We start from the raw sequence: 26145 nt of genomic DNA, 5'->3' as shown, positions 1-26145 counted from the left end.
TATATTGTTTGTCTCGCTACTAACAGCAAGGATAGAGGCTAAAACCCATGGGTGGAGAGCGTTCACTGAAACCTGTGAGCTTTATCAAACTACGACACGTCTAAACGTTGCTTTACTGATTGTCAGCCTCAGGTGCAATCGCCTCGAGTGAGTCTGGATCCAAGTCCGGTAAATCAATTGCACGCCCGATGCGTTGCACTTCTTCTATCGATAACGCGCCTTGCCAGCGACGCTCAATCAAGGCAACACTGAACCAATACTGTCCATTAGGTACATCCAGCATGGGTAAACGAGTCGGGAGTCGTTTGTGCTTTTCTGCCGACCAAATCGGTGCTCCGTCAGTTTGGTTTTGCGGATAAAGATTAAGCGTCAAAAAAGGACGTTGGCAGGTTGAGTTAAAATCATCAAAAGGCGCAATATGCCAACTGCGAGTATCTTTCCAGCTCAGCGTTTGACGCGGCTGAGGCAGTGTCAGCAATAACCAGCTAGACCAAGTCTCCCCAGCCACTGACTGAGCGGTTAACTGATACAGCCCTTCAGAAACCGGCTCTGATAGCCCATCTTTCACAAGACGCCAGCGATGTTGTTGCTCTGCTGATAAATCGTCACTGATGACGGTTTCGTCGGGCCATTTTTTCAATGTAAAGGCGTCAACGCCAAGCTGCGACTCTCCCGCCACCTGGATGCGATAGTAAACGCGACTGGTGGTCTGCACCGTTTCTCGACGAATGGAGATGTTATTCAGCCAATCTGGTAACGTCTGACGGCTCAAACTGCGACCACAATCTTCAGTAATCGCCAGTGCCAATAACTGAGCCAGATGATCTTGACGCGACGCTGAAAGGCTAGGCTGTTGCCAAGCCTCAATCATTGATTCGACACTGGCCGCAGTTTTCCCCTCTAACAGGCGCTGATGGGCACTGGTTAATGCATCATTGCCATCAAACCACGCTGCATGCACGCCACTTGTGGTCAAAACCGTCAGTAATGTTCCAGAAACGACCCACTTTTTCATCATGCTTTCATACGGTAGCCAACGCCACGCAAGGTTTCGATATTGACAGAGGGTAGCTTTTGTCGCAGCTGTAATATGTGGGTATCGACGGTGCGAGTCGTGGGGTAATGGTTGTAGCCCCACACCTGATCCAATAGCTCATCACGCGTAAATACCCGTCCCGCATTCTTGGCCAAAAAGTGTAAAAGATCGAACTCGGTTCGTGTCAAGGTCATCTCTTCTTCGCCACAAAATACCGCTCGGCTCGCGGTATCGATACGCACATCATTGATAATGATGTCATCGCTCGAGGCTTCTACCTCGCCCACGGGATGGCGAAGGTGCACACGTACGCGCGCAAGTAACTCGGCCTCTGCAAAGGGTTTAGTGATATAGTCAGTGGCCCCCGAGTCCAACCCGCCGACACGATCGCGTACCGAGACCATGGCCGTCAGTAAAATCACAGGAATGGTTTTAAGCTTATTCCAATCCGCTAGCCACTCAATTGAGTCTCCTTCTGGCAATTGGCGATCAAGGATCACTAAATCGGCATCGCGCCATAATTCGGCCACCTTTGTCGCATTTTCTGCATATAAGCAGCGGTAGCCTGCTTGCTCCAAGCTTGCCAGTAACCCGTCCGCCAGGTTGGCATCATCTTCAACCAGAAGTAACGTCGCTTGCGTCACAATGAATCTCCAAAGTAAATGTGGTGGGTGGGCCAGATAAAATTAACTTCCCCCCCATTCGCTCAATCATGGATTCTACAATCGTCAGCCCCAGTCCAAGACCACTTTGGCTGACAAAAGGTTTACGTATATGTTTCCAGTCCTTGGCCGTAAGCTCCCCTTGATCGCGTATCGCGATCGTAAAACGATCTTCTGACACGTGCGCATGAACATCAACGGGTGCAACGCCATATTTGACCGCATTTGCAATCAAATTGTTCAACGATGTTGTTAACCAATAAACATTTGCTCGCACGGCACCATCTTGGCTTACATGTAATGTAACCTGGTGCTCGTCGCAAATATAACCCAACCACTCTTCAACAGAAGGAATCGTCTCTTTACTGAGAGGCTTCTGGTTGGATTGTAAATAGTCTTTACTTGCCTCTGCCAATTGTTTTAGGCGTCGCGAATCCTCGCAAAGCCGGCGGAACTCCTCATAAAAATCATCGGGTAAACTATCAAATTTGCGCCGAAAGCCCTCCACTGTCATGGATAAGCTAGCAATCGGCGTGCGCAGCTCATGAGTGAGGATCTGCAACACCAGCATACGCTCTTGCATCAACCGGCGCTGCACCGTCCAACGGTTAAACGCCCAACCGCCCAGTGCCACGAGATTGATAACGATTAATGCTCCGACCAAGTAGGGCCAATAACTGGGTGCTTTTTCCTCATTCCAACAAATGTTGCCCACTCGCGCCAAACAGAAATCTTGCTCCCCACGAGGGGTGATCCTTAAATCAAACTCGGCCAGTAATGGCTGCCATTGCGAGGCTTGGTATAAGTGATAATAACTGCCAACACGCACCCACATCTCATCCTGACTGATTAACGATTTAGCGCCGCTGTTTAAGGCATCAACGGCATTTGACTCCATACGCTGTAATCGTCCCAACAAGCTGTCTGGTTCTGCTTGAGGCCGCTCTTGAATATGAAAGAAGCGCATTAATTCGCTACGCCGCTCAGGAAACTGCTCTGCATATTTTGCCGCATAACTCCCCCCTCCGGGGTGAATAAAGCCAGACCGCGAGAACCATGCCACGGGAAGCTGGGTGTTATTACACATGGCTCGCGTGAACACTAATGGCTCTGTCACCTGCGGATTAACGGGCCACGGCCCCTGGCATTTTTGTGCAGCTTGATAAAGGCGGCGAATATCTTTTAAGGGATAATTAGCGCTCTGCGGCAATAAGCTATCGGGGCTAAGCAGCACACGGGGGAAAGCGCGGTTAATACCAATCAGGTTATAGCGTGCAACGGGATCGGCAAGCAATAACTGCGCACGAAAGGCAGTCATCTGTTCCGAGAACGTGCTCGCGGCCAACGTTGGCCAGCCAGTCAATGTGAGAATGAGTAGCAGCAGAATTCGCATGATCGCAAGCTTATCATCAATTTTTATCAAAATGTCAGTACCGTGTAAGTTCCATCATCGCTTGCTTAGTCAAGACACACCAAACAAAAAAAGAGCCAGTCGGAACTGGCTCTTTTCGGCAACGCCACCAATCAGTAAGTGTCATTATAACGCTTTAAAGATCGCTTCAACGCTCTGTTTCGCGTCCCCAAATAGCATACTGCTATTGTCTTTGAAGAACAGTGGGTTTTGCACCCCGGCATAACCTGTGTTCATTGAGCGCTTAAACACCACAACATTCTTGGCGTTCCAAACCTCAAGGACCGGCATGCCAGCAATGGGGCTCGATGGGTCGTCCGTCGCCGCAGGGTTTACCGTATCGTTGGCACCAATGACCAAAACTGTATCTGTGTCAGGGAAATCATCATTGATTTCATCCATCTCCAGTACAATGTCGTAAGGCACTTTGGCCTCAGCCAACAATACGTTCATGTGGCCTGGTAAACGACCCGCAACAGGGTGAATCGCAAAGCGCACCTCAATACCCATACTGCGGAGTTTTTCTGTCACCTCGAAAACAGGGTATTGGGCTTGTGCGACCGCCATGCCATAACCTGGGGCGATGACCACACTGTTTGACTCTTTCAGCATTTCAGCGACTTCTTCGGCTGTGCTTTCTCGATACTCACCGACTTCGTCATCACCAGAAGACGCAGAGCCATCAGAGCCAAAGCCACCAGCGATCACACTAATGAAAGAGCGGTTCATCGCTTTACACATGATGTAAGACAGAATCGCCCCCGATGAGCCCACTAACGCGCCTGTCACAATCAACAGATCGTTCGCTAGCATAAAGCCAGCAGCCGCAGCCGCCCATCCCGAGTAGGAGTTGAGCATCGACACCACAACGGGCATATCTGCGCCACCGATAGAGGCCACCAAGTGATAACCAAACGCTAACGCAATGACGGTCACAATCAGCAGTGCCGCTGTTGAGCCTTCTGCGTTGACAAAGCTGATTAGCAACAGGAACGACACAACCACGGCGGCCAAGTTAAGCTTGTGGCGATGTGGCAACATCAGTGCCTTGGACGAAATCACGCCACGTAACTTACCAAAGGCGACAATCGAGCCGGTGAAAGTGATTGCACCGATAAAGACACCGAGGAAAATCTCGACCAAGTGGATATTAAGCATCGCGCCAGTCAGCGGCGGGTGATCGATGTAGGTATTAAAGCCCACCAGTACCGCAGCCAGGCCCACGAAACTGTGTAGCATCGCCACCAGCTCCGGCATTTCTGTCATTTCTACGCGCTTGGCGTAATAAATACCGATCGCGCCACCAATGACCATGGCCAGAATAATCCAGCCCACACCTTGTACTTCCGGCCCCCAGATGGTCGCAACCAGTGCGATCGCCATCCCGGTAATCCCGTAATAGTTACCTGCGCGCGCTGACTCTTGCTTTGATAGCCCAGCCAAACTGAGAATAAAACAAAGCGCAGCGACAATATACGCAGCTTGTACCAATCCTTCAGACATTCTTTCTCCTTACCCTTTACGGAACATTTCAAGCATGCGCTTTGTAACAGTAAAGCCGCCAAATATGTTAATGCTGGCGATCAACACGGCAATGAAAGCAAGGAAGGTGACAAAGCCAATGCCTTGCCCTACTTGCAATAACGCCCCAACGATGATGATGCCAGAGATCGCATTGGTCACGGACATCAGCGGGGTATGCAGCGCGTGAGTAACATTCCATACCACGTAGTAGCCCACCACACAGGCCAGTACGAAAACGGTAAAGTGAGAGAGAAATTCACTGGGGGCATAATTGGCAATCCACCCGAACGCCCCTGCGGCGACGGCCATCAGGCCATACTTGGTCGCACGGGAGGTTTTTTTAGGTGCCGGCTTAGGAGCAGGTTCCGCTTTAGGCTCTGCTTTCGGTTGCGCGGAGACTTGAATCGGTGGCGCCGGCCAGGTGACCTCGCCCTCTTTGATCACGGTAACGCCGCGCACGACCACATCGTCAAAATCAATCTGGATGTTGCCGTCTTTTTCTTTGCAAAGCAGCTTGGTGAGATTGACTAAGTTAGTCGCATAAAGCTGTGACGATTGAGTTGGCAAACGGCCCACCATATCGGTATAGCCGATCACTTTTACCCCGTTGGGCGTGGTGATTACTTGATCTTTTTCAGTGTACTCACAGTTGCCACCATTGGCTGCTGCGAGATCGACGATCACGCTGCCCGGCTTCATGTTGTCAACCATCTCTTTGGTGATCAGCGTTGGAGCGGGTTTACCGGGAATCAATGCGGTTGTCACAATAATGTCGACATCTTCCGCTTGCTGCGCATACAGTTTTTCCGCCGCCTGATTAAACTCGTCAGACATTTCTTTGGCATATCCATCGCCACTGCCTGAGTTGTCTTGTTTAAAGTCGACTTCTAAAAACTCCGCCCCCATGCTCTCGACTTGTTCTTTCACTTCAGGACGAACATCAAAAGCACGGACAATCGCACCCAAGCTACCCGCTGCGCCAATTGCGGCCAGCCCGGCAACGCCAGCACCCGCAACAAAGACTTTCGCAGGCGGTACTTTACCCGCCGCCGTGATTTGTCCGGTAAAGAAGCGGCCAAACTCATGCGCCGCTTCAACGACTGCACGATAACCGGCGATGTTAGCCATCGAACTTAACGCATCCAGTGACTGCGCACGCGAAATACGTGGAACCGCATCCATGGCCATCACATTCACGTTCTGCGCTGACAAGCGTTCGAGTAATTCTTCGTTTTGAGCGGGCCAAATAAAGCTCACCAAGGTGGTGCCTGCTTGCAGCAATGCCACTTCATCTTGGCCAGTCTCTTCAATCACGCCTGGTGCATTAACTTTAAAGATGATGTCAGACTGCCAGGCAGCGTCTGTATCAACAATGCTCGCCCCAGCTTGTTCGTACGCAGTGTCTTCAAAGCTTGCTTTTTCGCCTGCTCCCTTCTCTACTACGACGTCAAAACCGAGTTTGATAAGCTGCTCAACCGACTTGGGTGTCGCAGCTACCCTCGTTTCATTAACGAGCCTCTCTTTTGGAACACCAATCTGCATAGCTATTCCCTGAATGTTGGCTTATAAGAAATTTTTTTGGTTATCACAGGCGCTAAAACCGCGGCCTGGAATAGGTTCACTGACAAAAATAAGCATTCCAAGCGGTTTTATTCGCTTATCACACTGTTGCGGTCTGTTGTCAGTGTTTCGTGCTTAGCAACGCAACAGTGTTAACTTAACGAGTTTATTCCTTAATCACCACAGGGCGGGGAACGCCATTGGGGCATAAATGTGATCTGGGCTACACTTTATCCGAATTAATTGCTCATATTTATGCATTATTTTTGCTATCGCGCGATTCGTTGACGTCCCTCAATCAAATAGTCGATCACCGTTTTGATCAATCATCATTTTTGCTTTTGTGACCATCAAGCTGTTGGCATCTTCCTGACTTCCCAGCAAATCTGATCGAATAAACGTATGGGTGAGCATCTTATCATCCAGCGGTTTGCAAATACGGCCACTGACACGATATTGACCGTTTTCGGCGGTCGATTCAGGGTAAATTAAATAGCCTTGGTATTCTGTCGGGGTGATTGACGCCTGTGATTGTTTGTCGCTTCCCTTGGAAAACAGTGCAGAGAACCATCCCATCTTTTGTACTCCTCAATTTGATCGCATTCGTCGGCTTGGTGAACCACTCATTTTGAGTAAACGCTCGGGGACGATTAAACCACAAAAAAAACGCCACATCTCGGTGATGTGGCGTTTCGTGTTCTATCCGTTTTAAGTCGTCTTATCGGTTTATACCAATATCACGCTGCAAATGTGCCGGTAAACGACTGGCATCATAAGCGGGAGCGTGCGTGCTGCTAGTGAACAACACATCCATGGCATGAGCGATCAGTCCTTTGATTGTCACCGCGTAAGATCGACGAGAACGGAGCATATTAACCGTTGCAGTCGTCATAAGATCCTCGCTTTGTTGTCTTAATCACTCGAGGCAGATTATAAGACGCTTCTCCGAGATTTAAACTGATGAAAATTAAATCAATGGATTAGTTTTTCTAATCCATAGCCTGGCGTGTCGTTATGCTTAGATAATGTTAAGCACCGGTAAAATAAGCGAATCACTTACCTGACATATAAACCATCAATGATCTCAATTTGTCTGTTTGAAATCACCGCGCTCTCCCGCATACTGCCTGATTATTTGTACTTTCGTGGTGTATTAATCATTGAAAAAGACAAGTTTTCACTCGATTAGTTGTGTAAACCTGATAACATCGTGGTTACACATGTGACCAAGGTGTTGACCATGCTTGCGTTTCTCGCCCGACATTCTGCGTTGTGTCTGTTTATTGCCGCATTGATTGGCTTTGCCTTTCCGAGCGTCTCGTTAGCCTTATTTCCGTTTTTACCTTATGTGCTATTCGCCTTGATGCTGTTTACTCTGCTTGGCATCAATCAAGGCCTATTAGTGAAAGCATTAGCCCGGTGGCAAGTCTGGGTGTACGCATTGGTTCACTCAGTGCTACTCACCGTACTCACGTGTGCTCTTGCGTGGCTACTCGGCGCATCAGCCCCTTTGTTGCTTGCGATCAGTGGCATTTGCGCCACTGGATCTTTATTTGCAACGCCAGCCATTATTCGTTCTTTGGGGATGGATGCACTCATCGCCATGGCCTATACCATTGCTTCCACGTTGCTAATGCCCGTGGTCTTGTTTATTAATCTCACGGTGCTATCCGGTGACACCTTCTCACTGAACCTGCAAAGCTATGCCGTGCGATTGGTGATCTTCATTTTTGGTCCCATGCTGTTTGCCGCGCTTTTTCACACGCTGATCAAACCGGAGAAACTCAAACGCATTCACAGCAAACTGGCACAGTTTACCATTGTGCTGGTATTCAGTTTTCCTTTGGGTCTAGTCGGGCCGTTCGGAGCAATGTGGCAAAACGATTCTGGCTATGCGTTAGAACTTTTAGCCATTTCAGTTGCAATTTGCATACTTTTTTTCATTATTGCGTATGGGCTATATCGACATCAGGGGCGAGAAGCGAGCATGATCGCCGCGGTGTCAGCGGTCAACCGGAATGTACTGCTAACGTACACCGTTGCCGGTGCCGCGCTCGGGCCGGCATTTCTGCCATTAATCGGCGCCATACAGCTGCCAATCTATTTACAACCGTTGTTAGTACGTTGGGGAACCCGGCTCAAACAGGTTCCCCCGCAATCCGCGGATCAGTAAATGGGTTAAATGACCGGTACAAAGTAGACAATCGATGCCCAAGCCACCAACCAAAAACTGATCAAGCCGATATCAAACCAATCACGTTTTTCCATAACCCCTCACCTTTCGATAGTGTGTCGATCAATTCAGGTTCACTACATGTATCGACAATCTTGTCAAAAACTTAAACGGCAATTGCCTGCCGTCAATACCAAGCTAAGTATCAATAAGCAAGGGATAGGCCAAGTTATTCTCCCCAACAGGTTTTCCTCTCACCAGGCGTTGGGAGGTAACACACTAAAGGCCCATTAGGAAGCGCTAACACTGGCTGCTGCCGTGCATAGTCAATAAAGCACTCCGCCATGGATAAACCAATCGAGCGGCGGTGGCCGGTTTGAATGGCATCGTATCCTTCTTTACCTTGGGCAGTATAAGATGACGACACACCCGTATATTGCCGCTCATCATCTATCGCTATCCAGTGATTACCGCGCTTTATCTCGAGTTGTGTTACCCGCGCGCCCATCGGCTGCCAGGCTTCGTAGCGATAGCGGATATCAGCGCAATATGGAAAACTGCCCGACCCGAGGCCAGTCATGCCATTATCTGTGGCATTGTTGATCGCGCCTTCAATCGCACGACGGATCTGTGCGCCGGTTACTTGGTAGGCGATCACGTCGATAGCGAACGGTAACAACGCGCCTGCAATTAAAGCGGCAGAGAGCGGCCCAGCGTTTAAACTGACTCTCACACCACCCGCATTATGAATAGCAAAATCGGCTTCAATGCCTTGCTCACGCGCTGCCCACAGAAAGCTTTCTGTCACCAGCGGTGCTACTTCGCTACCACCCTCGCTGTCAGGCACGCGCACATGGCGGAGTCGTTGCGGCACATGTGTGACAATGTCACTTTCCAGTTGCGCGACATGGGGTCGGTATGTGCGTTGCAGATACTGTTTTAGCTTAAGATCGCTAGGCAGGATCAGTACATTTTCTTGTCGATTGAGATAGGTTCTCACTGCTTGATACGAGCCTTCGGTCAATTGCTGTTCCCGTGAGGCATCCATCGCAAGGCTGCGACCGAGCAACAAGTAGTTTTGGCCATCAAAGGCAGCTGGCCGACCGTTTTCATCAATAGATAACGTGAAGCGACCGATGGCTTGCGCATGGCAACCCGCTTGTACAATCCAAGTATCGTTGACTTTATAGCCATAGGGATCTTCTTTTGCCAAACCAAGGTTTTGAAAGTCTCCCTGCAGCACATGGGTATGGCCGCCCACAATCACATCAATCCCACTGACCGTAGCCGCTAACTCCTTGTCTTTGTCATAACCCAAATGACTCAACAAAATAATGGTGTTCACGCCTTGTTGACGCAAAAAAGCCACGGTGTTTTCGGCGATGCGTGTTGCCGGCAAGAAAGGGGTATCGGGATCAGGGTGTGCCAATGCGGCCATTTGCTCGACCGCCAAACTAAAGATGCCCACTTTGTGCCCGGCATAGGTTTTGATGAGTGTACTCGCACGCTCCTCCGGAGCAATGTATGGCAGTAAAGCAGGCTTATCACTAACGCGATTATCCTTGTCTTTTGATTCATCCGCCACATGCCAATTACCCGCAAGCAACGGGAATTGAATATCATCAAGAAAATCAGCCACCGGGCCATTGCCCTGATCTAGCTCATGATTACCAATCGCCATCGCATCAATGCCGAGTCGATTCAGCAAATCTGCATTCGCCTTACCTTTAAATAAGGAATAATACAGAGTCCCTTGAAAGCAATCCCCAGCATGCAAGAAAAGGAAGGCGTGATTATCGTGCTCAGCCTGCTCACGAAAATGTGATACCGCAGATGCAATGCGTGCGAACCCGCCGCTATTGGCATAAACCGGTGTCGCCTTGTCGTCCAGGTTCAGTGAGACAGGCGTGGACTCAAAATGAGAGTGGGTGTCGTTAATATGGGCAATCGTTAACGAGAAAGGTTGTCGTGCTGTCATAATAATCCGTGCCACAACACAAAAGAAGATGATACAAGCTTATCATCGGCAAATACAACAAAGGTTAACTTTCTGATAAATTAACCACAAATTAACGACAAGGAAGCAAAATGACCATGCAAGCCAACGATACTAAGGTTGCCTTTATTGGCCTAGGCGTGATGGGCTTTCCAATGGCGGGGCACCTTCAGCGCCACGGCTACCCAACTCGCGTCTATAACCGCACCACCCGCAAAGCCGAAGCTTGGTGCGACACCTATTCAGGCACATATGGAATGACGCCAGCCGAAGCTGTAGATGATGCTGATATCGTCTTTATGTGCGTGGGAAACGATGATGACGTACGCAGTGTGGTGTATGGCGATATTGGTGTGTTAGCCAATATGAAAAAAGGCAGTACGCTGGTCGATCACACCACCACCTCTGCCGAGCTAGCCCTTGAGTTGGCACAAGTATGTGAGCGTCAAGGCCTGAGCTTTCTCGATGCCCCCGTCTCAGGCGGCCAAGCCGGTGCGGAAAAAGGCGCACTCACCATTATGGTCGGTGGCAACCCGACTGTGTTCAGTGACGTTGAACCAGTAATGAACGTCTATGCCAGCGCCATCCAGCATATTGGCCCGCATGGCAGTGGCCAGCGCTGTAAAATGGCCAACCAAATATGTATTGCCGGCGTCTTACAAGGCTTATCCGAAGCACTCACCTTTGCGCAATCCGCTGATCTCGATATCGAAAAGATGATCAATGCCATTAAGCATGGTGCCGCAGGCTCTTGGCAAATGGAAAATCGTGCTTTGACCATGGCAGAAGACAGTTTTGACTTTGGCTTTGCAATTGATTGGATGCGTAAAGATCTGGGCTTCTGTGTAGAAGAAGCCACCAAATTAGGCGTGAGTCTTCCCTTAACCGAGCAGGTGGATCAACAATACAACAAGTTACAAGCGCGCGGCTATGGTCGTTGCGACACCTCGGTCCTGATCAAGCAGTTTGATACAGATACCAAACCATCTTCATAAACCTGACCCACAAAGCGACAATCCTCGGCACTTGAGGCCGAGGAAGGGCTAAACAAGGTGTATACTAAAGTTAACCAATAAGGAGGGTTGCAATGACAGCTATCTATGTAATCTGCGCCATCGCCATGATCATTGGCCTGTTCACCTTATACGCACCTTCTATTGAGAAATGGTGTGATAAGAAGTTGAGTACGGGAAAGAAAGATAAGTAACTATTCAAGGCTGCCCTCGCTTTTCTCATCCCTCTGATTAAGTGGTATGATGCGCGCCATTATCGCGCCACTGACTGGTATCGTGTTGGCGCATTCGCATCAGCAAGGTTGTACAAACATGGTTAACAACAAGATCCAGTGGTTTCCTGGGCACATGCATAAAGCTCGCAAGGAGATCGAAGAAGTCATCCCCAAGATCGACGTGATCATCGAAGTGATCGACGCGCGCATTCCGTTTAGTAGCGAAAACCCCCTCATCCGCACGCTGCGTGGCGAAAAGCCGGTGATCAAAGTGCTAAATAAACGCGATCTGGCCGATCCGGCCATGACCGAGGTGTGGATGGCGCACCTAGAAAAAGAGCAAGGTGTGTCAGCGATGGCAATCACTACTTCGCATCCGCATGAAGTCAATCAAATCATGGATCGCTGCCGTGCTCTGGCTCCGCATCGCGAAACCATGGGGAAAAACATTCGCTCAATGATCATGGGGATCCCCAACGTCGGCAAGTCGACCATCATTAATAGCCTTGCCGGCCGAGTGATTGCAAAAACTGGCAACCAGCCGGCGGTGACGCGCCAGCAACAGCGGATCAACCTGCAAAATGGCGTGGTGCTTTCCGATACACCCGGGATTTTGTGGCCAAAGGTAGAAAACCCACACAGCGGCTTCCGCCTCGCGGCAACCGGCGCCGTGAAAGACACGGCAATGGATTATGACGAAGTCGCCTTTTATACCGTGGAATACTTGGCGAGCGCCTACCCCGAGCGGCTAAAAGAACGCTATCAACTTGATGCGTTACCCGGTACAGACATTGAATTGATGGAAGCGATTGGTGCCAAGCGTGGTTGTCTACGTGCTGGCGGTCGTGTCGACCTCCATAAAGCCTCAGAAGTGCTATTGCACGACTTACGTGCCGGTGCGCTGGGTGGCCTCACCTTAGAGAAGCCGGATATGATTGAAACCGAGCTGGTACAAGTTGAAGAAGACAACGCCCGCCGCGAGGAAGAAAAAGCGGCTAAAAAAGAAGCCCGCCGCAAGCGTTACCTCAAAAATAAACGGTGATGTGAAAATTAAGGATGAAAAAAAGGGGCGCAATGCCCCTTTTTTTGTTCCGTCGCGCGCGACGACAATTAGCCGTTGCGCGTCACGTCCACCAGCGCATCGGCCAGTTTATCAATGTGACGCTCTGCCAAGCCGGCAATGTTAATCCGGCTATCGCCGACAGCATACACGCCGTGTCGGTCTCGCAACTGATTCACCTGTTCAACCGTTAACCCCAGAACAGAGAACATGCCACGGTGGTGCTGAATAAAGTCAAAATAACCATCGCCGGTACGGTCGCGCAGTGCTGCTGTTAACCCTTCACGTAATGTATTGATCCGAGTGTTCATCGCTTCAATTTCATCACGCCACTGTTTGGTGAGGACATCGTCGGTGAGGATGGTTTCAACAATCGCGGCACCATGATCAGGCGGCATGGTATAGGTGCTTCGCGCAAGCTGAAGGATACGACCTTTTGCGTTTTGTGCTTCTTTGGCGGACTTACCCACCACAATCGCCGCCCCTGTACGCTCACGATAGAGACCAAAGCTCTTTGAGCAAGACGTGGCAATGAGCATCTCTTCAACGTTATCGGCAAGAATACGTAAACCACGCGCATCTTCCTCTACCCCATCACCGAAGCCCTGGTAGGCAATATCAACAAACGGTGTAAAGCCATTGCGGTTAGCAAGCTCGGTAATCGCTTCCCATTCTTTCAGGCTGATATCTGCCCCGGTTGGGTTATGACAACAACCGTGTAGCAAGACCACATCGTCAGCACCGGCCTGTGACAAGGCGTTAAGCATCGCATCGGTATCCACCATTTTGGTGTCGCGATTAAAATACGGGTAGAACTTGACCGTCAGGCCCGCCGCTTCCATCACCGGCTTATGATTCACATAGCTAGGATCGGTCAACCACACAGTGGTCACCGGCTTAGCCAGATTCATCAGATCAGCCAACATACGCAGTGCGCCGCTCGCGCCTGGGGTTTGTACCGCAGCGCAGCGATCATAGCCATCTGTCCCTTTGAGCAGCAGGTCAACCATGGCTTGGTTGAAATTTTCATTGCCCGCCAGCCCCACATAGGCTTTGGTTTGTTGGCTGTGCGCCAAGGATTGCTGTGCCGCTTTAACCGCTTGCATGATAGGCGTTTGACCGTGACTGTCACGATAAACGCCAATGCCCAAGTCCATTTTGTGCTCACGCGGATCGTCACGATACGCCAATGACAAGGAGAGAATCGGATCCTGCTGAGCAGGCGAGAGCAGATCTAACATAGTATTACGTCCTTTTAAGCTTGGATGCTCAAGATACGCTATACCCTACCCCATGCGGGAAAATTGGCAACCTCTTAACGGCGATTCTCTTGCCCTTTTCGCGCACGCTCGGACAGAAAGTGTACGCATTGGTTGGCACTTCCACGCCACACCAAGTTTGGGTCTGCTTCAGTTTGGATATATTTTCCATCAATCAGTACATCGACATATGCAATAACATCTCGCTGTTTTGACGACAATTCTGCCAATGTATAGCCAGTCCATAGCCAAATGTCTTTGCTCGGCGCGCGGTCGACCACTTCTTGTAACAATTTTTTTACATCGTCAAGATTAGCAGGGTGAAGCGGATCACCACCGCTTAATGATAATCCTCGTCGCGGAATACGCGTGTCGAGCAAATCTTGGACAATTTGTTCTTGCATGAGGTCGGTGAATGGATGGCCGCTTTTAAGCGGCCAAGTGGCTTTGTTATAACAACCGCGACATTGGTGCTCGCAGCCGGACACAAACAAGGTACAACGTGTGCCAGGCCCGTTAACCACATCAACGGGAAGGTATTGGTGATAATTCACGCTTCCCCCTACATGTGTTTCACACGGCGAATCACTTCTTGTTGTTTACCCGGATTAAAAGGTCGTGTATCAGGGCTTCCTAAGTAGCCGCACACACGCCGTGTCACCGACACGCGAGCCGGATCATGATTGCCACACGCGGGACAGGTAAAGCCTTTACTGGTGCAATTGAATTCGCCGGTAAAGCCGCACTCGTAGCACTCGTCTATGGGCGTGTTGGTCCCATAATAAGGCACGCGCTCGTAGCTGTAATCCCAGACATTCTCTAACGCTTCTAGGTTGTGTTGAATGTTAGGGTATTCCCCGTAGCAAATAAAACCGCCGTTGGCCAAGCGCGGGTAATCCATCTCAAAATCAATTTTATCGTAAGGGGTGACCTGCTTTTCTACATCTAGATGAAAACTGTTGGTGTAGTAGCCTTTATCCGTCACCCCTTCAATCACGCCAAATGCTTGCGTATCGAGTTGGCAAAAGCGGCTGCATAAGTTTTCACTTGGGGTGCTGTACAAACTAAACCCATAGCCTGTTTCATCTTTCCAACGCTCAGTGGCATCGTGAAGATAAGCCACAATCGCCTTGGCTTTCTTCTGTTTCACTACGCTGTCGTAGATGTGCGGCACGCTACCGTAAAGCGCATTGATGGTCTCGTGCAGGCCAATATAACCAAGCGAAATGGACGCACGTCCGTGTTTAAAAATCTCACTGACATCATCATTTGGGTTCAAACGGATCCCACATGCACCTTCCATATAAAGAATCGGTGCCACGCGCGCTTTAACACCCTTAAAACGATCAATCCGCGTATCAAGTGCTTGGCGAGCAAGATTTAGTGTCGCATCAAGGCGCGCATAGAATTCTTCTTCATCCCCTTCCGCTTCAATGGCCAGGCGCGGCAGGTTTACACTAACAACCCCTAAATTGTTTCGCCCTTCATGCACCAGTGCACCGTCTTCTTCATAGGCACTTAAAAAGCTTCGACACCCCATTGGTGTTTTGAAAGACCCGGTGACTGATACCACTTGGTCATAGTTAAGAATATCGGGGTACATACGCTTAGACGCACACTCGAGGGCCAATTGCTTGATATCGTAATTAGGGTCATCAGCCCGCCGGTTTAAACCCTCTCGGATACAGAATACGAGTTTTGGGAATACCGCTGTTTTACGATTCTCCCCCAGACCCGCAATGCGGTTGGCTAAAATAGCACGTTGCACCGCTCGCGCCGCCCAGGATTCACCGAGGCCCAAGCCAAAGGTCACGAAGGGAGTCTGCCCATTGGCGGTATGTAAGGTGTTAACCTCATACTCCAACGATTGAAAGGCATCAAAACACTCTTTATCGGCGCGCGCACGGGCATATGCTTCAGGCTCCTTAATTGCCCACTCACGCGCGACCAGCAAGTGCTTCTGATAACTGGCTTCCACATAGGGTGCCAGCACTTCATCGATGCGGTTAATGGTGGTACCACCGTATATATGGCTGGCCACTTGCGCGATGATTTGTGCGGTGACAGCAGTGGCGGTTGAGATAGATTTGGGCGGCGCAATTTCCGCATTACCCATCTTAAAGCCTTTTTGCAACATGCCCGCCAAATCAATCAGCATGCAGTTAAACATCGGGAAGAAAGGTGAATAGTCCAAATCATGATAGTGAATTTCACCTGACTCATGGGCTCTTACCACCGCACTGGGCAGCATATGTTGCTTGGCGTAATGTTTGGCCACAATCCCCGCAAGCAAGTCGCGTTGCGTCGGGATCACTTTGCTGTCTTTGTTGGCGTTTTCGTGCAGTAGCTCAGTGTTGGTTTGTCCTACCAGCCCTTGTACTTCATGGTTCAAGCGACCACGGCGCTCACGAGCGATGTCTCTATCATGACGGTACTCAATATAGGCGCGCGCGACCGCTTTGTGCGGCCCAGCCATCAGTACATCCTCAACGGCATATTGAATATGATCGATATCCACTTCGGCATCGCCAGCAAACTGTGTCGCAATGGTATCGGCTAACCGTCGAATCTCATCGTCGCTCAGTTGACATTGCTCAGCATCACGCATCGATTGCGCCGACTCACGCGCACAAGTCACCGCCTGGACGATCCGATCTGCATCAAATGGGACGCGTGTTCCATCGCGTTTAATTACCGCTGGCATATGCCCTCCACACCATATATAGGATATACAATAGACTTAAAACACAAGATGTGGCATTAGATAGCAATTAGGGGGCACATTGTGTTGACACAGATCATCGAAGTCTCGAATAACCTTCGCCAGGCGAACTAAATGCCTATCTGTGCCGCAATCTCACTGATCTTCGTTATGATAATTATCAGTTAAAATCAAAGGCTCTCCGCAAAGTGCTACAATGCGCCAGTGCATGCGCAACATTTCCAGTAGGATCACAGAGAAACGCGTAATAATGAGGTATCTACCATCGTACGTCGAGTTTTAGGCCTGCTCGTGCTTGTCGGGGTATTTTCAGCCCCTAGTTATGGACTGACAGTGGCAACATGGAATTTTGAGTGGCTGACCTTAAAAGACGATCAGCGGGCAGGCATTCGCGATCAAGATGATTATCAACAGCTTTCGTCGATCTTTGTTCAACTCGCCCCCGATGTGTTGGCTTTTCAGGAGGTTGATAGTCCTGAGGCGCTGGCACGTGTCGTTCCCGCAGAGGATTATACTGTCTATTTTTCCGACCGCTATGCCGACGTTAAAACACGAGCCCAAAGCCAGCAACTCACCGGGATTGCCGTACGCAAAGGTTGGAAAGTGGAGGATCCTAAGGATCTGCGTCAAATCGCGCTGCCGGATTTTTTTGGCGTTCCATCGCTGCGGTATGGCACCTATGTAGTGGTTACGCCGCCTAATCAGGAGCCAATACATATCCTTTCAATACACCTTAAATCTGGGTGTTTCAAACAAACCCACGCCTCACGAAGTTGCAAAAAACTGAGCAAGCAATTTGGCGCGCTAGCAGACTGGGTCATCGCACATGGTGATAAAAACATCCTCATTGCTGGCGACTTCAATCGCTATATCAGTGACAAACAGGATCCCTATTGGCAACAATTTCGCCAAACCCTCCTTGAAAATACCTCCGCCCCAACAGATATTGTTAATGTCACTCAAAGCGTGCGTGCTCGGTGCAAAGCGAGACGCTACAACTGGCGCACCCAGACATGGAATCAAGTGATGTATAGTCGTCTGGTCGATCATATTTTGGTGTCTGAATCACTGGCATCTCAGTGGCAATATAGTTATCAACACCATTTCGCTTATCACAGGGTGATGAATTATCGACTTAGCGATCACTGCCCGGTAGTGGCGACGTTTAAAGCCAGTGAGCGCTAAAAGCAATTGACCTACCCAAAAGATTGCGAGAGTCTAGCAAGCTGTCATGGTGATGACATAAAGGGTCGTTAGCCTCCTATCTCATAAGGGCATTTCAGATTACCCAAGGAGAGAAAATGGATATTTTACAACATCAAGTGATCCCGACGGATGACGATTTATTAGCGGACTATCTCGGCGATATTGGCGTGCTTCACGGCCAAGATGCACGCAGTGACAACGACGTATTTAGCGAAGATATCGAAGACGCGACACGGTAGGCATTAATGTTGCGTTTCTAACATCACGCTGACAACCACACTCTCGCATCGTAGTAGGTTGTTAGTACATTCACCCACATACCTGATGCACTATGAAAAAACGTCTTTCTACTGCGCTCTTTTTTCTTTCTTTTTTATCATTCCACGCCTCTGCCGCGCCTGAACTTATCGCCAAATCCACGCTCGATTTTGGCGACTTTGAAGAAACGGCCAACGTGGAGATACAAGGTGATATTCAAGAAGATGTGTTGCGCCTGGCCGAGCGCGGGGTGCAAAAAGAACAAGCGGATTATTTCGTGATTGATCAGGTCAGCGAAGACACCAAGAAAGATCTTCTCGTCGTGTCGGTAACCCTATACCGTGAACGCACCACGGATACGCAAAAAAGAATAGAAGCGCGTCTAGGCTAACTCCGCTCGGCAACAGGCAGGTTGCGACTTGCCTGTTTGCGTCCGCCTTACCCCATCACCTCCCATTTGTTACAATTACCGCTCTTAAAAAACCATAATGAGCAAAGTCGTGATTGGAACCCTAGATAAAATGCGCACAGAAGCAGGCGCAGAGGTACAGTATTTCTTGCGAGTGGGCGATGAAGAGCTGCACCTCAATCCACTCCTGGGACATCAGATAACCCTGACCCATACAGGTAACATTTTCTGCGATGCATGCGGGCGAAAAACCAAGAAAAGCTATTCGCAAGGTCACTGCTACCCATGCATGAAAAAACTCGCGCGCTGCGATATGTGTATTATGAAGCCGGAAACCTGTCACTATGCACAGGGAACCTGTCGCGAGCCTGAGTGGGGCGAGCAATTTTGCATGACCGATCATATTGTTTATCTCGCCAACACATCGGGATTGAAAGTGGGCATTACCCGTGCCAACCAAATGCCAACACGTTGGCATGATCAAGGCGCCACGCAAGCTCTTCCTTTGTTTAAGGCTAAGACTCGCCACATATCAGGGTTAGTTGAAGTCGCCATTGCACAACATGTGGCGGATAAAACCAATTGGCGTGCTCTTTTAAAAGGCGATAATGCTCAGCTTGACCTCCATGCCGAAGCAACGCGTCTGACCCAAGCGATTGAGTCAGAGCTCGCTGATATTCGCCTACAGTATGGTAGCGATGCTATTTTGCCTGCCGAGCTGGATGCCCTGAGCTTTAGTTACCCTGTCACTGAACACCCAACCAAGATAAGCTCACATAACTTTGATAAAAATCCTGAGGTGAATGGGGTTTTGAAAGGCATTAAAGGTCAGTATCTGATATTTGATACGGGCGTGATCAACGTGCGAAAGTTCACCAGCTACGAAGTCAGCGCGTCGCACAGCTAACGGCGCATCAGTCAGCATCAATAAGCATCCAACACACCGTGCCAGTGGTCGTTACCACTTGCACGGTGTTGGTGAGACGGCTACTGAGGTTGGATACCCGTTATATCTGAAATTAACGCGATATGCTGTGCACTTAACGGTAGTGACCAACGCACGTCACCGGCATCGGCCACTAGCACATTAGCGTCGGCGATAATCTGTAGCGAGTCTGATTGAACCTGCATGCTCAATTTCATTGCGGGCAATTTGATCACCACCTCATGGGCGGTCACGATCAACTTACCTTGCTCGATATCAACCACCATTAGTGCGTACCTCCAAAGACTTATCGGCGCGTTTATCGCTGAGCACCGCCATAGTAAGCCGGCTCACACATACGTCTCGACCTCGCTCATCGTGAATAGTGATATTCCACACCTGTGTTGTCGCTCCGAGATGTATAGGGCTTGCCACGCCGGTCACCGTGCCTTCTCGCATTGCACGTAGGTGATTCGCATTGATATCTAATCCAACGCAGTATTTTCCCTCTGGCACGCACATGTTGGCCGCTAAGGAGCCTAGTGTTTCAGCAAGCACGACAGACGCTCCACCATGGAGCATGCCAAGCGGCTGATGGGTATGCGGGGCTACCGGCATGGTGCCCGTTAAACTGCTATCGTCAAATGCGGTGTATTCAATACCCAAATGCGCGACCAATGTATTGGCTGAAGAGGCATTTAACCCCACTAATGACATATCTTTTTTCCAAATACTCACAATACTCTCACCCATTGCTACTTGTCCCGATGGAAAGAAAGTCGCTACACGAAACCGTGACGATCACACCGCGCCTCACGCTGCCTGCTCGCACCAGTAGACGTAAAGCCAAGAAGCCAGTACATTAGCACTCTGATATCTTTGCTTATATTCACTGCGACTGTGGCGCAAAACGATACAGGAAATGACTATGCTACGCACTGCTAAAACCGTCATGCTATCTCTATGCTTGGTGGTTGTGCTTGCATCTTGCTCTCACTCACCGACGGGACGAAACCAGTTATTGCTTTTTTCCGGTGATGACATGGCGAACCTGGGACAGCGTTCGTTTGAGGAGATGAAAAAGTCGCAACCTATCAGTGACGACAAAGCCATCAACGCCTACGTGCAATGCGTCACCGCCGCCATCTTAAAAGTGGTGCCACCGCAAACCAACTTCTCGGAATGGGAAGTGGTGGTATTCGACAGTGATCAAGTCAACGCCTTTGCGCTTCCCGGCGGCAAAATCGGCGTTTATACCGGACTGCTCGATGTGGCACAAACGCCCGATCAATTGGCTGCGGTGATCGGTCACGAAATTGGACATGTCCTTGCTGATCATAGTAATGAGCGTTTATCCCGCTCACAGCTCACTGCTTTAGGGTTGACCATCACCGGCATCACTCTTTCTGATAACCCCTACGGCGATATCGCCCTCGCAGGCCTTGGGCTTGGCGTCCAAGTGGGGATACTGCTTCCTTACAACCGCGCTCAAGAATCAGAGTCCGACAAGATTGGTCTGCAATTGATGCATCAAGCAGGGTTTGACCCGAGCGCGAGCGTTACCTTGTGGCAAAATATGGCAAAAGCGTCCAAAGGCGCGCCGCCGGAGTTGCTCTCAACCCATCCATCGCCCGATACGCGTATTAATGCATTACAAACAGGTGTCAACCAACTGCCTAACGTGCCCCATCGCTTGACATCCTCATGCTCTCGGCCGCCATCAATGAAACAGAGAAAAAACATTTAACCAACATGGTGAGCGCCATCACAAAGCCTGCATACAAGCAAGGGCAGTGCGCTTCAGCGTGAGAACAGCCCGTCGTCGTCACACAAAAACTTAACCTATATGTTACGCTTAAGCTTTAATTGGGGACGAGTGACGACACACGTGATGAAGCCGTTTTTCATCTTGTTTTTTTTAATACTGCAGGTGCCGTCTGCATTCGCAACGACACAAGAGACAAACGATCTTTTCGAGCAGCTGTTTGAGAAGCATGCTTTGGTTATGCTTCTCCTCGACCCAGACACGGGGGAAATCAAAGCTGCCAACCCAGCAGCCAGCGAGTTTTATGGGTATTCACAGCAGGCGCTGAGCCAAATGAATATCGCAAACATTAACGCCTTGCCCCCCGATGCGATCGCTGAAGAACGTAAGCTAGCAGAACTAGAAAGTCGGAACTATTTCGTTTTTAGTCACATATTGTCAGACGGCACGACCAAAACCGTGAGGGTATCCTCGATACCCATTGTCTACCGCGGTAAACCAACCCTTTTTTCAATAATCACCGATATCAGCGATTATCGTGCCACACAAGAGTCATTGTGGCATTACCAACACCGGCTCGAGCAAATGGTGGCGCAACAGACCGAGCAAATAGCCACCCAAAAAGACCACCAACTGATTATTACATCGTTAATTATCGTTGTGCTTGGCGCGGGGCTTGCGACAATGTGGTTTATTCTCACTAAATCACGACGTACCGAATATGAGCTGCAATTGGAGCGTAAGCGCTTAGATGAAATAATCCGCGGTACCCATGTTGGCACTTGGGAATGGCACGTACCCAACGGCGAGGTGAATATTAATGAGCGGTGGGCAGAAATTTTGGGGTATCAAAAGCAAGAGCTGATGCCCGTCTCCTTTGAAACCTGGAAAAAGCTTTGCCATAGCGAGGATTTTGCGCGCGCGTCGAAAGAACTTGATGCCGCCTTTAGCGACACCAACCCTTTTTATGAATGTGAGTTTCGCATGCTGCATAAAGATGGGTTCTGGGTATGGATTTTGGCAAAAGGCAAAATTATGGAGTGGGATCGCAACCACAACCCGATTCGCATGGCGGGCACACACCAAGATATTAATGAAACTAAGCGTCTTTACCTGCAGTTCGAGCATATGGCGCATACCGACACCTTGACAGGGGCGCTTAATCGCGTCGCCTTTAAACAACGGGCCGATATCGTGCTGGCGCAAGCACGCCAACAAGGCGCGCATTTTTCGCTCCTGTTTATCGACCTCGATGGCTTCAAGAAAATAAACGACACCTATGGCCATGATGCGGGTGACAGTGTGCTCATTGATACCACCAAACGGATGGGTCAAAGTATCCGTAATTCAGACACCCTCGCTCGCCTAGGCGGCGATGAATTCGCGGTGATCTTAGAGTATACCAGCCACTCTGAAGACGCGGCTCGCGTCGCCGAGAAAATCATCACGAGCCTTAATCAGCCATTTGAGATAGATGACCAGCAACACGCATATCTTTCCGCCAGCATCGGCATCGCTTGCTATCCAGATCATGGAGAATCGGTCGAACAGCTGCTCAATTGCTCAGATGCCGCCATGTATTATGCGAAGAAATCGCTAAAAGGCGGCACTTATGCCGTCTGTGACCCTGACAATCATGCAACCACGAGTAACAACCGCGGGAAACAATCACTTTAGACACTCGCAGTTGGCTATTTTAAGAGGCTTATTTTTGCGCGGCTTGTTGTGATGGTGCGGTGGCACGCGGCGTTTGGCTCGCCAGCGCCTCATTAGTCACATCCTGGATGGAGATAAACATGTGATTGACCTCGCCCCGCGTATTCGCCATGGGGTGCATGGTGACGTTTTGATACATAAAAGGAAGCTGACCGGTGATCGGGCGAACATGGCGACAACGGAACAAATACGGACGTTGCTGCCAGACAATAAAACTGCGACAACGGAGATCGAACACAGGTTGCGACTTGGCGCGAAACCAAGGCTCATTGATCTCCGGAAATACCTCGAATAACGAGCGGTTTTGCACATCTTTAGCGTGTTTACCGCTATGGTGAACCATAAAGCCATTCCACATTTGAATGTGGAAATCTCTATCTAGCACAATTAGCCCCATGTCGATGTGTTGCACCATATCGAGCATCCAATGGAATTGGTCAAAATCTTCTGTCATCGCATTACTCCTCGTCCATTAGATAGGCCAACTTCGCATCAAGCAGCGGCAAAGACTCATCAAGCAGCAACAGTAATAAGTCACATTTGATATCCGTTCCGTCTATCTGATAACTGACTTCAATGGTCACTGTGCGTTTCCATGACCCTTTCATCGCCGCTATCAGCTGATCCACTTCAGCGTGCTGACCCAAGAGCGCCGGATAACTCTGAGAAAACTCTAACGCCCCCTGATCGCCCAAGCCTTTCAAAAACGCACTGATCAGGATATTACTGATATCCACCAGCAGTTCCAGCTCATTATCCACCGACCCATCCTCGGGATAGTCCAGTAACTTCACCATCTCAGTAATACTGGAATCACTAATTAGCATCAGTGCTTCGCCTGCGATCCCCTCCCCACTGAAACCCTGACACACACCGTTCATAGTATTTGATTGTGCCAAGTGCCGGATGGTCATGGTCAGCTCAGTCACTTCAAACACGTTTACCTGTGGTAACGGCATATGGACAAACACCCCACAATGACGCGCGAGTTTATCCGCCGCTTGCCCCATAGCAATGTTCACCACCTCCATATAAATATCACGGCGACTGAGCTTCTCTTTGGGGCCGTGAGTTCGCACAGCCTCCGACGTCGACGCCTTGGGGAGATAGGCTTTAATTAACGCTTCGACACGATCTCGACTGATAGGCTTTTTAACAAAATCTTTGGCGCCACGCTCTAAGACCTGTTGCTGGGCAAGCGGTTGGATGTCACCAGATACCACCACCACGGGTACCGTCATTCCGGCTTCTTGCATCGCTTCAAGTGTCTGATACCCATCAAGTTCCGGCATAGTCAAATCAAGGAACATGATGTCGATCGGCTGACTACTCAACACATCCAGGGCAACATTGCCATTTTCGGCAAAGTGCACGTCGGCGTCCAAATCGTTGGGTAAGGTTCGCGCTAACTGCTTGCGCGCAAGCGCGGAGTCGTCAGTGATCAGTATTTGTGTGGTCAAAAGCCTCTCCTTTCCTACTTCTTTACTGAGAGTATGGCTGGGTAAACACTGTAAGCATAAACCAAGATGGCTGAAAATGAGGGCAAACCAGTCAAAATCTAATGATTCTTTCACGTCAGCGGACTAGTTTTGTTCCTGACACAAATAGGAAAGACGGTCGGCGCGACTAATCAGTTCGGGGGCAGTCAAATAAAAATGATGCAAACACGTTAAGCAAAGTTGAACACAGGCGTACACTTTTTCACTGACAATCTCAGGAGGAGCGTCAAACTCGCCAGACAGCAAGGCGCGCCAATCTTGCGCTAGTTCATCAATCATGCTCACATCGACGTCTTGTTTAACCAGGCGGCTGAGCGCCCCTTTTATGGGAATAATATCCTCGCTGGCCGCAAAAATATTTCTCAGCGCAATGATGACATCCACCAGCGCATCTTGGGTGTCTGGCTGTTTTGCGGCAGCGTATAGGCGAGACATCGCCAAGCGAATACCGCTCGAATCCGTATCATCGACCAGCATACTCCAGCGCTCAATATCAACTAAGTCTGCCTCACTGATCGCCACAGGATCATCCGTTTCTGCCACTGAACCAAAGTCTTGGCGCCGGTTATCAAGCGAGAATGGATCGATACGCCAAACCCACTCTGGCGCCACAAAGGCTTTGTGTTCTCCGAGGTAACAGAGCGCCATGCACAACACAATGTTGAGCTCAGTGGTTTGTTGCTCATTTTTAGCTTCCAAGACGTCCTCTGGCCAATCATCGTCTTCCAAAAAATCACCAAAATTGATTGCAAAGGCGTAGCCAGATTCCAACATAAAACCGTTATCGCGACGTTTGGCCATTAAGCCCGCGGCTTGCAACACATACTCAGCAATACCCGGGGTGTAGCGACGGACACTCCCCCACTTGGTATCCAATTCAGCCAAATTGGTGAGTGCCGCATTACGAAAGCCCACAAACATCGGAATATGAGCAACTTCACCGTCGGCCAAACTACGGGCCATCTCTAGCATCTCTTGTACCGTTTCCACGAACGTGTCAGGGCTAACAACCCCGCGAATGCGCATCAAATCATAGCTATTAACCAAAATCGACACAGGCAAACTGGCTAAACTGACCACACCACGATGACCGCTGGCGTCCTTATAATCACCACAGGTTTGCTGCGGCTCTTTTCCCGTGGTGGTAAATAACCGAGATAGCGCCGGATCGGCTGCCATGCGTTTTTGTACTTGTTTACTGACCGGGAATTGCTCAATGGCTGCGGTGAGATAACCGGCCCCCCGATAGAAAAGGTGCGGCCGTTGTCCGGCTTTAATAAGAAATAACGGATAGAGTTCGCCCGCCAGTTGGCAAAAAGCACTGGTTAAAGGGTCTGAACTATTAACGCGCGTCGCCAGCTCACCGCCCTGCTGCGCTCGCCAGACATTAAAGACGTGGCGGCCATTTTGCATCACGTGCGGCAACCGATAGAAGAAGGATTGCTCACTCTCTCCCTGGTCCACCGCAGACACACGTAGCTGGCGACACAGCTCAATATATTGATTGAGTGTGTCGCGCTGAATCCGGCTCAAACCGAGTTTTTGCATCAAAATTAAGCGGCCTTCCGCTTCTGTGACATTCAGGATGTAGCTCACCACGCGGTGGCCCATCGCTTTCACAAAATGCGGAATGGCCGGATAGGACATCATAGTTTCCTAACCTTGTGTTAACAACTCGCTGATATCAGTGAATGTCGAGGCATCTATCAATGCTATCGGCAACGTGGCGTAAAACT

General features: G+C 49.8%; 25 protein-coding genes. 9 read left to right on the top strand and 16 right to left on the bottom strand.

All coding sequences use genetic code 11. The annotated features are described in order from the left end of the window. Positions 1–112: 112 nt before the first annotated feature. From N8M53_RS15465 to N8M53_RS15435, 7 genes are all read right to left on the bottom strand, one after another. The gene (locus N8M53_RS15465; RefSeq protein ID WP_269580236.1) at positions 113–1018 is read right to left on the bottom strand and encodes a DUF2861 family protein; all 906 of its coding nucleotides are present in this window, start codon (positions 1016–1018) and stop codon (positions 113–115) included. After that, positions 1015–1680: a response regulator transcription factor gene (locus tag N8M53_RS15460; protein WP_269580235.1), complete on the bottom strand. Its 666-nt coding sequence runs from the start codon at positions 1678–1680 to the stop codon at positions 1015–1017. Before N8M53_RS15460 ends, N8M53_RS15465 begins: the two co-directional genes overlap by 4 nt. Next, on the bottom strand, positions 1652–3091 hold the full coding sequence (locus N8M53_RS15455; RefSeq protein ID WP_269580234.1) for a DUF3404 domain-containing protein: 1440 nt from the start codon (positions 3089–3091) through the stop codon (positions 1652–1654). The genes N8M53_RS15460 and N8M53_RS15455 overlap by 29 nt, the downstream gene beginning before the upstream one ends. 144 nt (positions 3092–3235) lie before the next feature. Beyond that, positions 3236–4612: a Re/Si-specific NAD(P)(+) transhydrogenase subunit beta gene (gene pntB / locus N8M53_RS15450; RefSeq protein ID WP_269580233.1), complete on the bottom strand. Its 1377-nt coding sequence runs from the start codon at positions 4610–4612 to the stop codon at positions 3236–3238. Between the two features lie 9 nt (positions 4613–4621). Then, positions 4622–6175 carry a Re/Si-specific NAD(P)(+) transhydrogenase subunit alpha gene (locus N8M53_RS15445; RefSeq protein WP_269580232.1) on the bottom strand — a complete coding sequence of 518 codons (1554 nt, stop codon included), beginning with the start codon at positions 6173–6175 and terminating at the stop codon, positions 4622–4624. A 312-nt stretch (positions 6176–6487) separates the two neighbouring features. After that, the gene (locus N8M53_RS15440; RefSeq protein ID WP_269580231.1) at positions 6488–6769 is read right to left on the bottom strand and encodes an HlyU family transcriptional regulator; all 282 of its coding nucleotides are present in this window, start codon (positions 6767–6769) and stop codon (positions 6488–6490) included. Positions 6770–6911: 142 nt separating this feature from the next. Next, positions 6912–7085 carry a hypothetical protein gene (locus tag N8M53_RS15435; RefSeq protein ID WP_269580230.1) on the bottom strand — a complete coding sequence of 58 codons (174 nt, stop codon included), beginning with the start codon at positions 7083–7085 and terminating at the stop codon, positions 6912–6914. A 348-nt stretch (positions 7086–7433) separates the two neighbouring features. Here N8M53_RS15435 and N8M53_RS15430 point away from each other — a divergent pair, with 348 nt between their 5' ends. Next, positions 7434–8366: a hypothetical protein gene (locus tag N8M53_RS15430; RefSeq protein WP_269580229.1), complete on the top strand. Its 933-nt coding sequence runs from the start codon at positions 7434–7436 to the stop codon at positions 8364–8366. A 229-nt stretch (positions 8367–8595) separates the two neighbouring features. Here the strand turns inward: N8M53_RS15430 and N8M53_RS15425 are convergent, their stop codons facing one another. Beyond that, positions 8596–10344 carry a bifunctional metallophosphatase/5'-nucleotidase gene (locus tag N8M53_RS15425; RefSeq protein WP_269580228.1) on the bottom strand — a complete coding sequence of 583 codons (1749 nt, stop codon included), beginning with the start codon at positions 10342–10344 and terminating at the stop codon, positions 8596–8598. A gap of 110 nt (positions 10345–10454) precedes the next feature. On the opposite strand from N8M53_RS15425, the gene N8M53_RS15420 reads away from it, so the two are divergent. After that, the gene (locus N8M53_RS15420; RefSeq protein WP_269580227.1) at positions 10455–11357 is read left to right on the top strand and encodes an NAD(P)-dependent oxidoreductase; all 903 of its coding nucleotides are present in this window, start codon (positions 10455–10457) and stop codon (positions 11355–11357) included. 330 nt (positions 11358–11687) lie between these two features. Continuing rightward, the gene (gene ylqF, locus N8M53_RS15415; protein WP_269580543.1) at positions 11688–12632 is read left to right on the top strand and encodes a ribosome biogenesis GTPase YlqF; all 945 of its coding nucleotides are present in this window, start codon (positions 11688–11690) and stop codon (positions 12630–12632) included. A gap of 68 nt (positions 12633–12700) precedes the next feature. On the opposite strand, the gene N8M53_RS15410 is transcribed toward ylqF, so the two are convergent. From N8M53_RS15410 to nrdD, 3 genes are all read right to left on the bottom strand, one after another. Beyond that, entirely contained in the window at positions 12701–13891 is a 1191-nt protein-coding gene (locus N8M53_RS15410) for an aromatic amino acid transaminase (protein ID WP_269580226.1), read from the bottom strand. A gap of 74 nt (positions 13892–13965) precedes the next feature. Then, on the bottom strand, positions 13966–14463 hold the full coding sequence (nrdG, locus tag N8M53_RS15405) for an anaerobic ribonucleoside-triphosphate reductase-activating protein (RefSeq protein WP_269580225.1): 498 nt from the start codon (positions 14461–14463) through the stop codon (positions 13966–13968). 8 nt (positions 14464–14471) lie between these two features. Further along, positions 14472–16613 carry an anaerobic ribonucleoside-triphosphate reductase gene (gene nrdD, locus N8M53_RS15400; RefSeq protein WP_269580224.1) on the bottom strand — a complete coding sequence of 714 codons (2142 nt, stop codon included), beginning with the start codon at positions 16611–16613 and terminating at the stop codon, positions 14472–14474. Between the two features lie 351 nt (positions 16614–16964). Between nrdD and N8M53_RS15395 the strand changes: the two genes are divergently transcribed. The 4 genes from N8M53_RS15395 to N8M53_RS15380 all read left to right on the top strand — a co-directional run bounded on the left by N8M53_RS15395 (position 16965) and on the right by N8M53_RS15380 (position 19411). Next, the gene (locus N8M53_RS15395) at positions 16965–17816 is read left to right on the top strand and encodes an endonuclease/exonuclease/phosphatase family protein (protein WP_269580223.1); all 852 of its coding nucleotides are present in this window, start codon (positions 16965–16967) and stop codon (positions 17814–17816) included. A 116-nt stretch (positions 17817–17932) separates the two neighbouring features. After that, on the top strand, positions 17933–18076 hold the full coding sequence (locus N8M53_RS15390) for a hypothetical protein (RefSeq protein WP_269580222.1): 144 nt from the start codon (positions 17933–17935) through the stop codon (positions 18074–18076). 92 nt (positions 18077–18168) lie between these two features. Then, a complete protein-coding gene (locus tag N8M53_RS15385; protein WP_269580221.1) occupies positions 18169–18486 on the top strand; it encodes a hypothetical protein in 318 nt (105 codons plus the stop codon). Positions 18487–18583: 97 nt separating this feature from the next. Beyond that, the gene (locus N8M53_RS15380; RefSeq protein WP_269580220.1) at positions 18584–19411 is read left to right on the top strand and encodes a DUF2797 domain-containing protein; all 828 of its coding nucleotides are present in this window, start codon (positions 18584–18586) and stop codon (positions 19409–19411) included. Positions 19412–19491: 80 nt separating this feature from the next. Here the strand turns inward: N8M53_RS15380 and N8M53_RS15375 are convergent, their stop codons facing one another. Both N8M53_RS15375 and N8M53_RS15370 read right to left on the bottom strand, forming a co-directional pair. Further along, positions 19492–19716 (bottom strand): DUF3389 family protein, encoded by a 225-nt coding sequence (locus tag N8M53_RS15375; protein ID WP_077772503.1) that lies wholly within the window; start codon positions 19714–19716, stop codon positions 19492–19494. Then, the gene (locus N8M53_RS15370; RefSeq protein WP_269580219.1) at positions 19706–20182 is read right to left on the bottom strand and encodes a hotdog fold thioesterase; all 477 of its coding nucleotides are present in this window, start codon (positions 20180–20182) and stop codon (positions 19706–19708) included. The genes N8M53_RS15375 and N8M53_RS15370 overlap by 11 nt, the downstream gene beginning before the upstream one ends. A 169-nt stretch (positions 20183–20351) precedes the next feature. Here N8M53_RS15370 and N8M53_RS15365 point away from each other — a divergent pair, with 169 nt between their 5' ends. Next, a complete protein-coding gene (locus tag N8M53_RS15365; RefSeq protein WP_420066621.1) occupies positions 20352–21176 on the top strand; it encodes a M48 family metallopeptidase in 825 nt (274 codons plus the stop codon). 144 nt (positions 21177–21320) lie between these two features. Next, complete coding sequence (locus tag N8M53_RS15360) at positions 21321–22871, top strand: diguanylate cyclase domain-containing protein (RefSeq protein WP_269580217.1); 1551 nt, start codon at positions 21321–21323, stop codon at positions 22869–22871. Between the two features lie 28 nt (positions 22872–22899). Here N8M53_RS15360 and N8M53_RS15355 read toward each other — a convergent pair whose 3' ends face one another. From N8M53_RS15355 to N8M53_RS15345, 3 genes are all read right to left on the bottom strand, one after another. Then, positions 22900–23364: a PAS domain-containing protein gene (locus tag N8M53_RS15355; RefSeq protein ID WP_269580216.1), complete on the bottom strand. Its 465-nt coding sequence runs from the start codon at positions 23362–23364 to the stop codon at positions 22900–22902. A gap of 4 nt (positions 23365–23368) precedes the next feature. After that, a complete protein-coding gene (locus N8M53_RS15350) occupies positions 23369–24370 on the bottom strand; it encodes a response regulator (protein ID WP_269580215.1) in 1002 nt (333 codons plus the stop codon). A 123-nt stretch (positions 24371–24493) separates the two neighbouring features. After that, positions 24494–26059, bottom strand: a complete 1566-nt coding sequence (locus N8M53_RS15345; protein WP_269580214.1) for a hypothetical protein — start codon at positions 26057–26059, stop codon at positions 24494–24496. Between the last annotated feature and the right edge of the window lie 86 nt (positions 26060–26145).

It is taken from the genome of Salinivibrio kushneri (genome assembly GCF_027286325.1).
Lineage (GTDB): Bacteria > Pseudomonadota > Gammaproteobacteria > Enterobacterales > Vibrionaceae > Salinivibrio > Salinivibrio kushneri_A.
This window is presented reverse-complemented; position numbering and strand designations above follow the sequence as displayed.

Excerpts from the sequence above, each read along its gene's own strand:
- N8M53_RS15410 (WP_269580226.1), bottom strand. The coding sequence starts at position 13,891 with ATGTTAGATCTGCTCTCGCCTGCTCAGCAGGATCCGATTCTCTCCTTG.
- pntB (WP_269580233.1), bottom strand. The coding sequence starts at position 4,612 with ATGTCTGAAGGATTGGTACAAGCTGCGTATATTGTCGCTGCGCTTTGT.
- N8M53_RS15385 (WP_269580221.1), top strand. The coding sequence starts at position 18,169 with ATGAAAAAACGTCTTTCTACTGCGCTCTTTTTTCTTTCTTTTTTATCA.
- N8M53_RS15420 (WP_269580227.1), top strand. The coding sequence starts at position 10,455 with ATGACCATGCAAGCCAACGATACTAAGGTTGCCTTTATTGGCCTAGGC.
- nrdD (WP_269580224.1), bottom strand. The coding sequence starts at position 16,613 with ATGCCAGCGGTAATTAAACGCGATGGAACACGCGTCCCATTTGATGCA.
- N8M53_RS15380 (WP_269580220.1), top strand. The coding sequence starts at position 18,584 with ATGAGCAAAGTCGTGATTGGAACCCTAGATAAAATGCGCACAGAAGCA.
- N8M53_RS15440 (WP_269580231.1), bottom strand. The coding sequence starts at position 6,769 with ATGGGATGGTTCTCTGCACTGTTTTCCAAGGGAAGCGACAAACAATCA.
- N8M53_RS15390 (WP_269580222.1), top strand. The coding sequence starts at position 17,933 with ATGGATATTTTACAACATCAAGTGATCCCGACGGATGACGATTTATTA.
- N8M53_RS15375 (WP_077772503.1), bottom strand. The coding sequence starts at position 19,716 with ATGGTGGTTGATATCGAGCAAGGTAAGTTGATCGTGACCGCCCATGAG.
- N8M53_RS15465 (WP_269580236.1), bottom strand. The coding sequence starts at position 1,018 with ATGATGAAAAAGTGGGTCGTTTCTGGAACATTACTGACGGTTTTGACC.
- N8M53_RS15430 (WP_269580229.1), top strand. The coding sequence starts at position 7,434 with ATGCTTGCGTTTCTCGCCCGACATTCTGCGTTGTGTCTGTTTATTGCC.
- N8M53_RS15455 (WP_269580234.1), bottom strand. The coding sequence starts at position 3,091 with ATGCGAATTCTGCTGCTACTCATTCTCACATTGACTGGCTGGCCAACG.
- N8M53_RS15435 (WP_269580230.1), bottom strand. The coding sequence starts at position 7,085 with ATGACGACTGCAACGGTTAATATGCTCCGTTCTCGTCGATCTTACGCG.
- N8M53_RS15425 (WP_269580228.1), bottom strand. The coding sequence starts at position 10,344 with ATGACAGCACGACAACCTTTCTCGTTAACGATTGCCCATATTAACGAC.
- N8M53_RS15365 (WP_420066621.1), top strand. The coding sequence starts at position 20,352 with ATGACTATGCTACGCACTGCTAAAACCGTCATGCTATCTCTATGCTTG.
- N8M53_RS15360 (WP_269580217.1), top strand. The coding sequence starts at position 21,321 with ATGAAGCCGTTTTTCATCTTGTTTTTTTTAATACTGCAGGTGCCGTCT.
- N8M53_RS15370 (WP_269580219.1), bottom strand. The coding sequence starts at position 20,182 with ATGGGTGAGAGTATTGTGAGTATTTGGAAAAAAGATATGTCATTAGTG.
- N8M53_RS15445 (WP_269580232.1), bottom strand. The coding sequence starts at position 6,175 with ATGCAGATTGGTGTTCCAAAAGAGAGGCTCGTTAATGAAACGAGGGTA.
- N8M53_RS15355 (WP_269580216.1), bottom strand. The coding sequence starts at position 23,364 with ATGACAGAAGATTTTGACCAATTCCATTGGATGCTCGATATGGTGCAA.
- N8M53_RS15345 (WP_269580214.1), bottom strand. The coding sequence starts at position 26,059 with ATGATGTCCTATCCGGCCATTCCGCATTTTGTGAAAGCGATGGGCCAC.
- ylqF (WP_269580543.1), top strand. The coding sequence starts at position 11,688 with ATGGTTAACAACAAGATCCAGTGGTTTCCTGGGCACATGCATAAAGCT.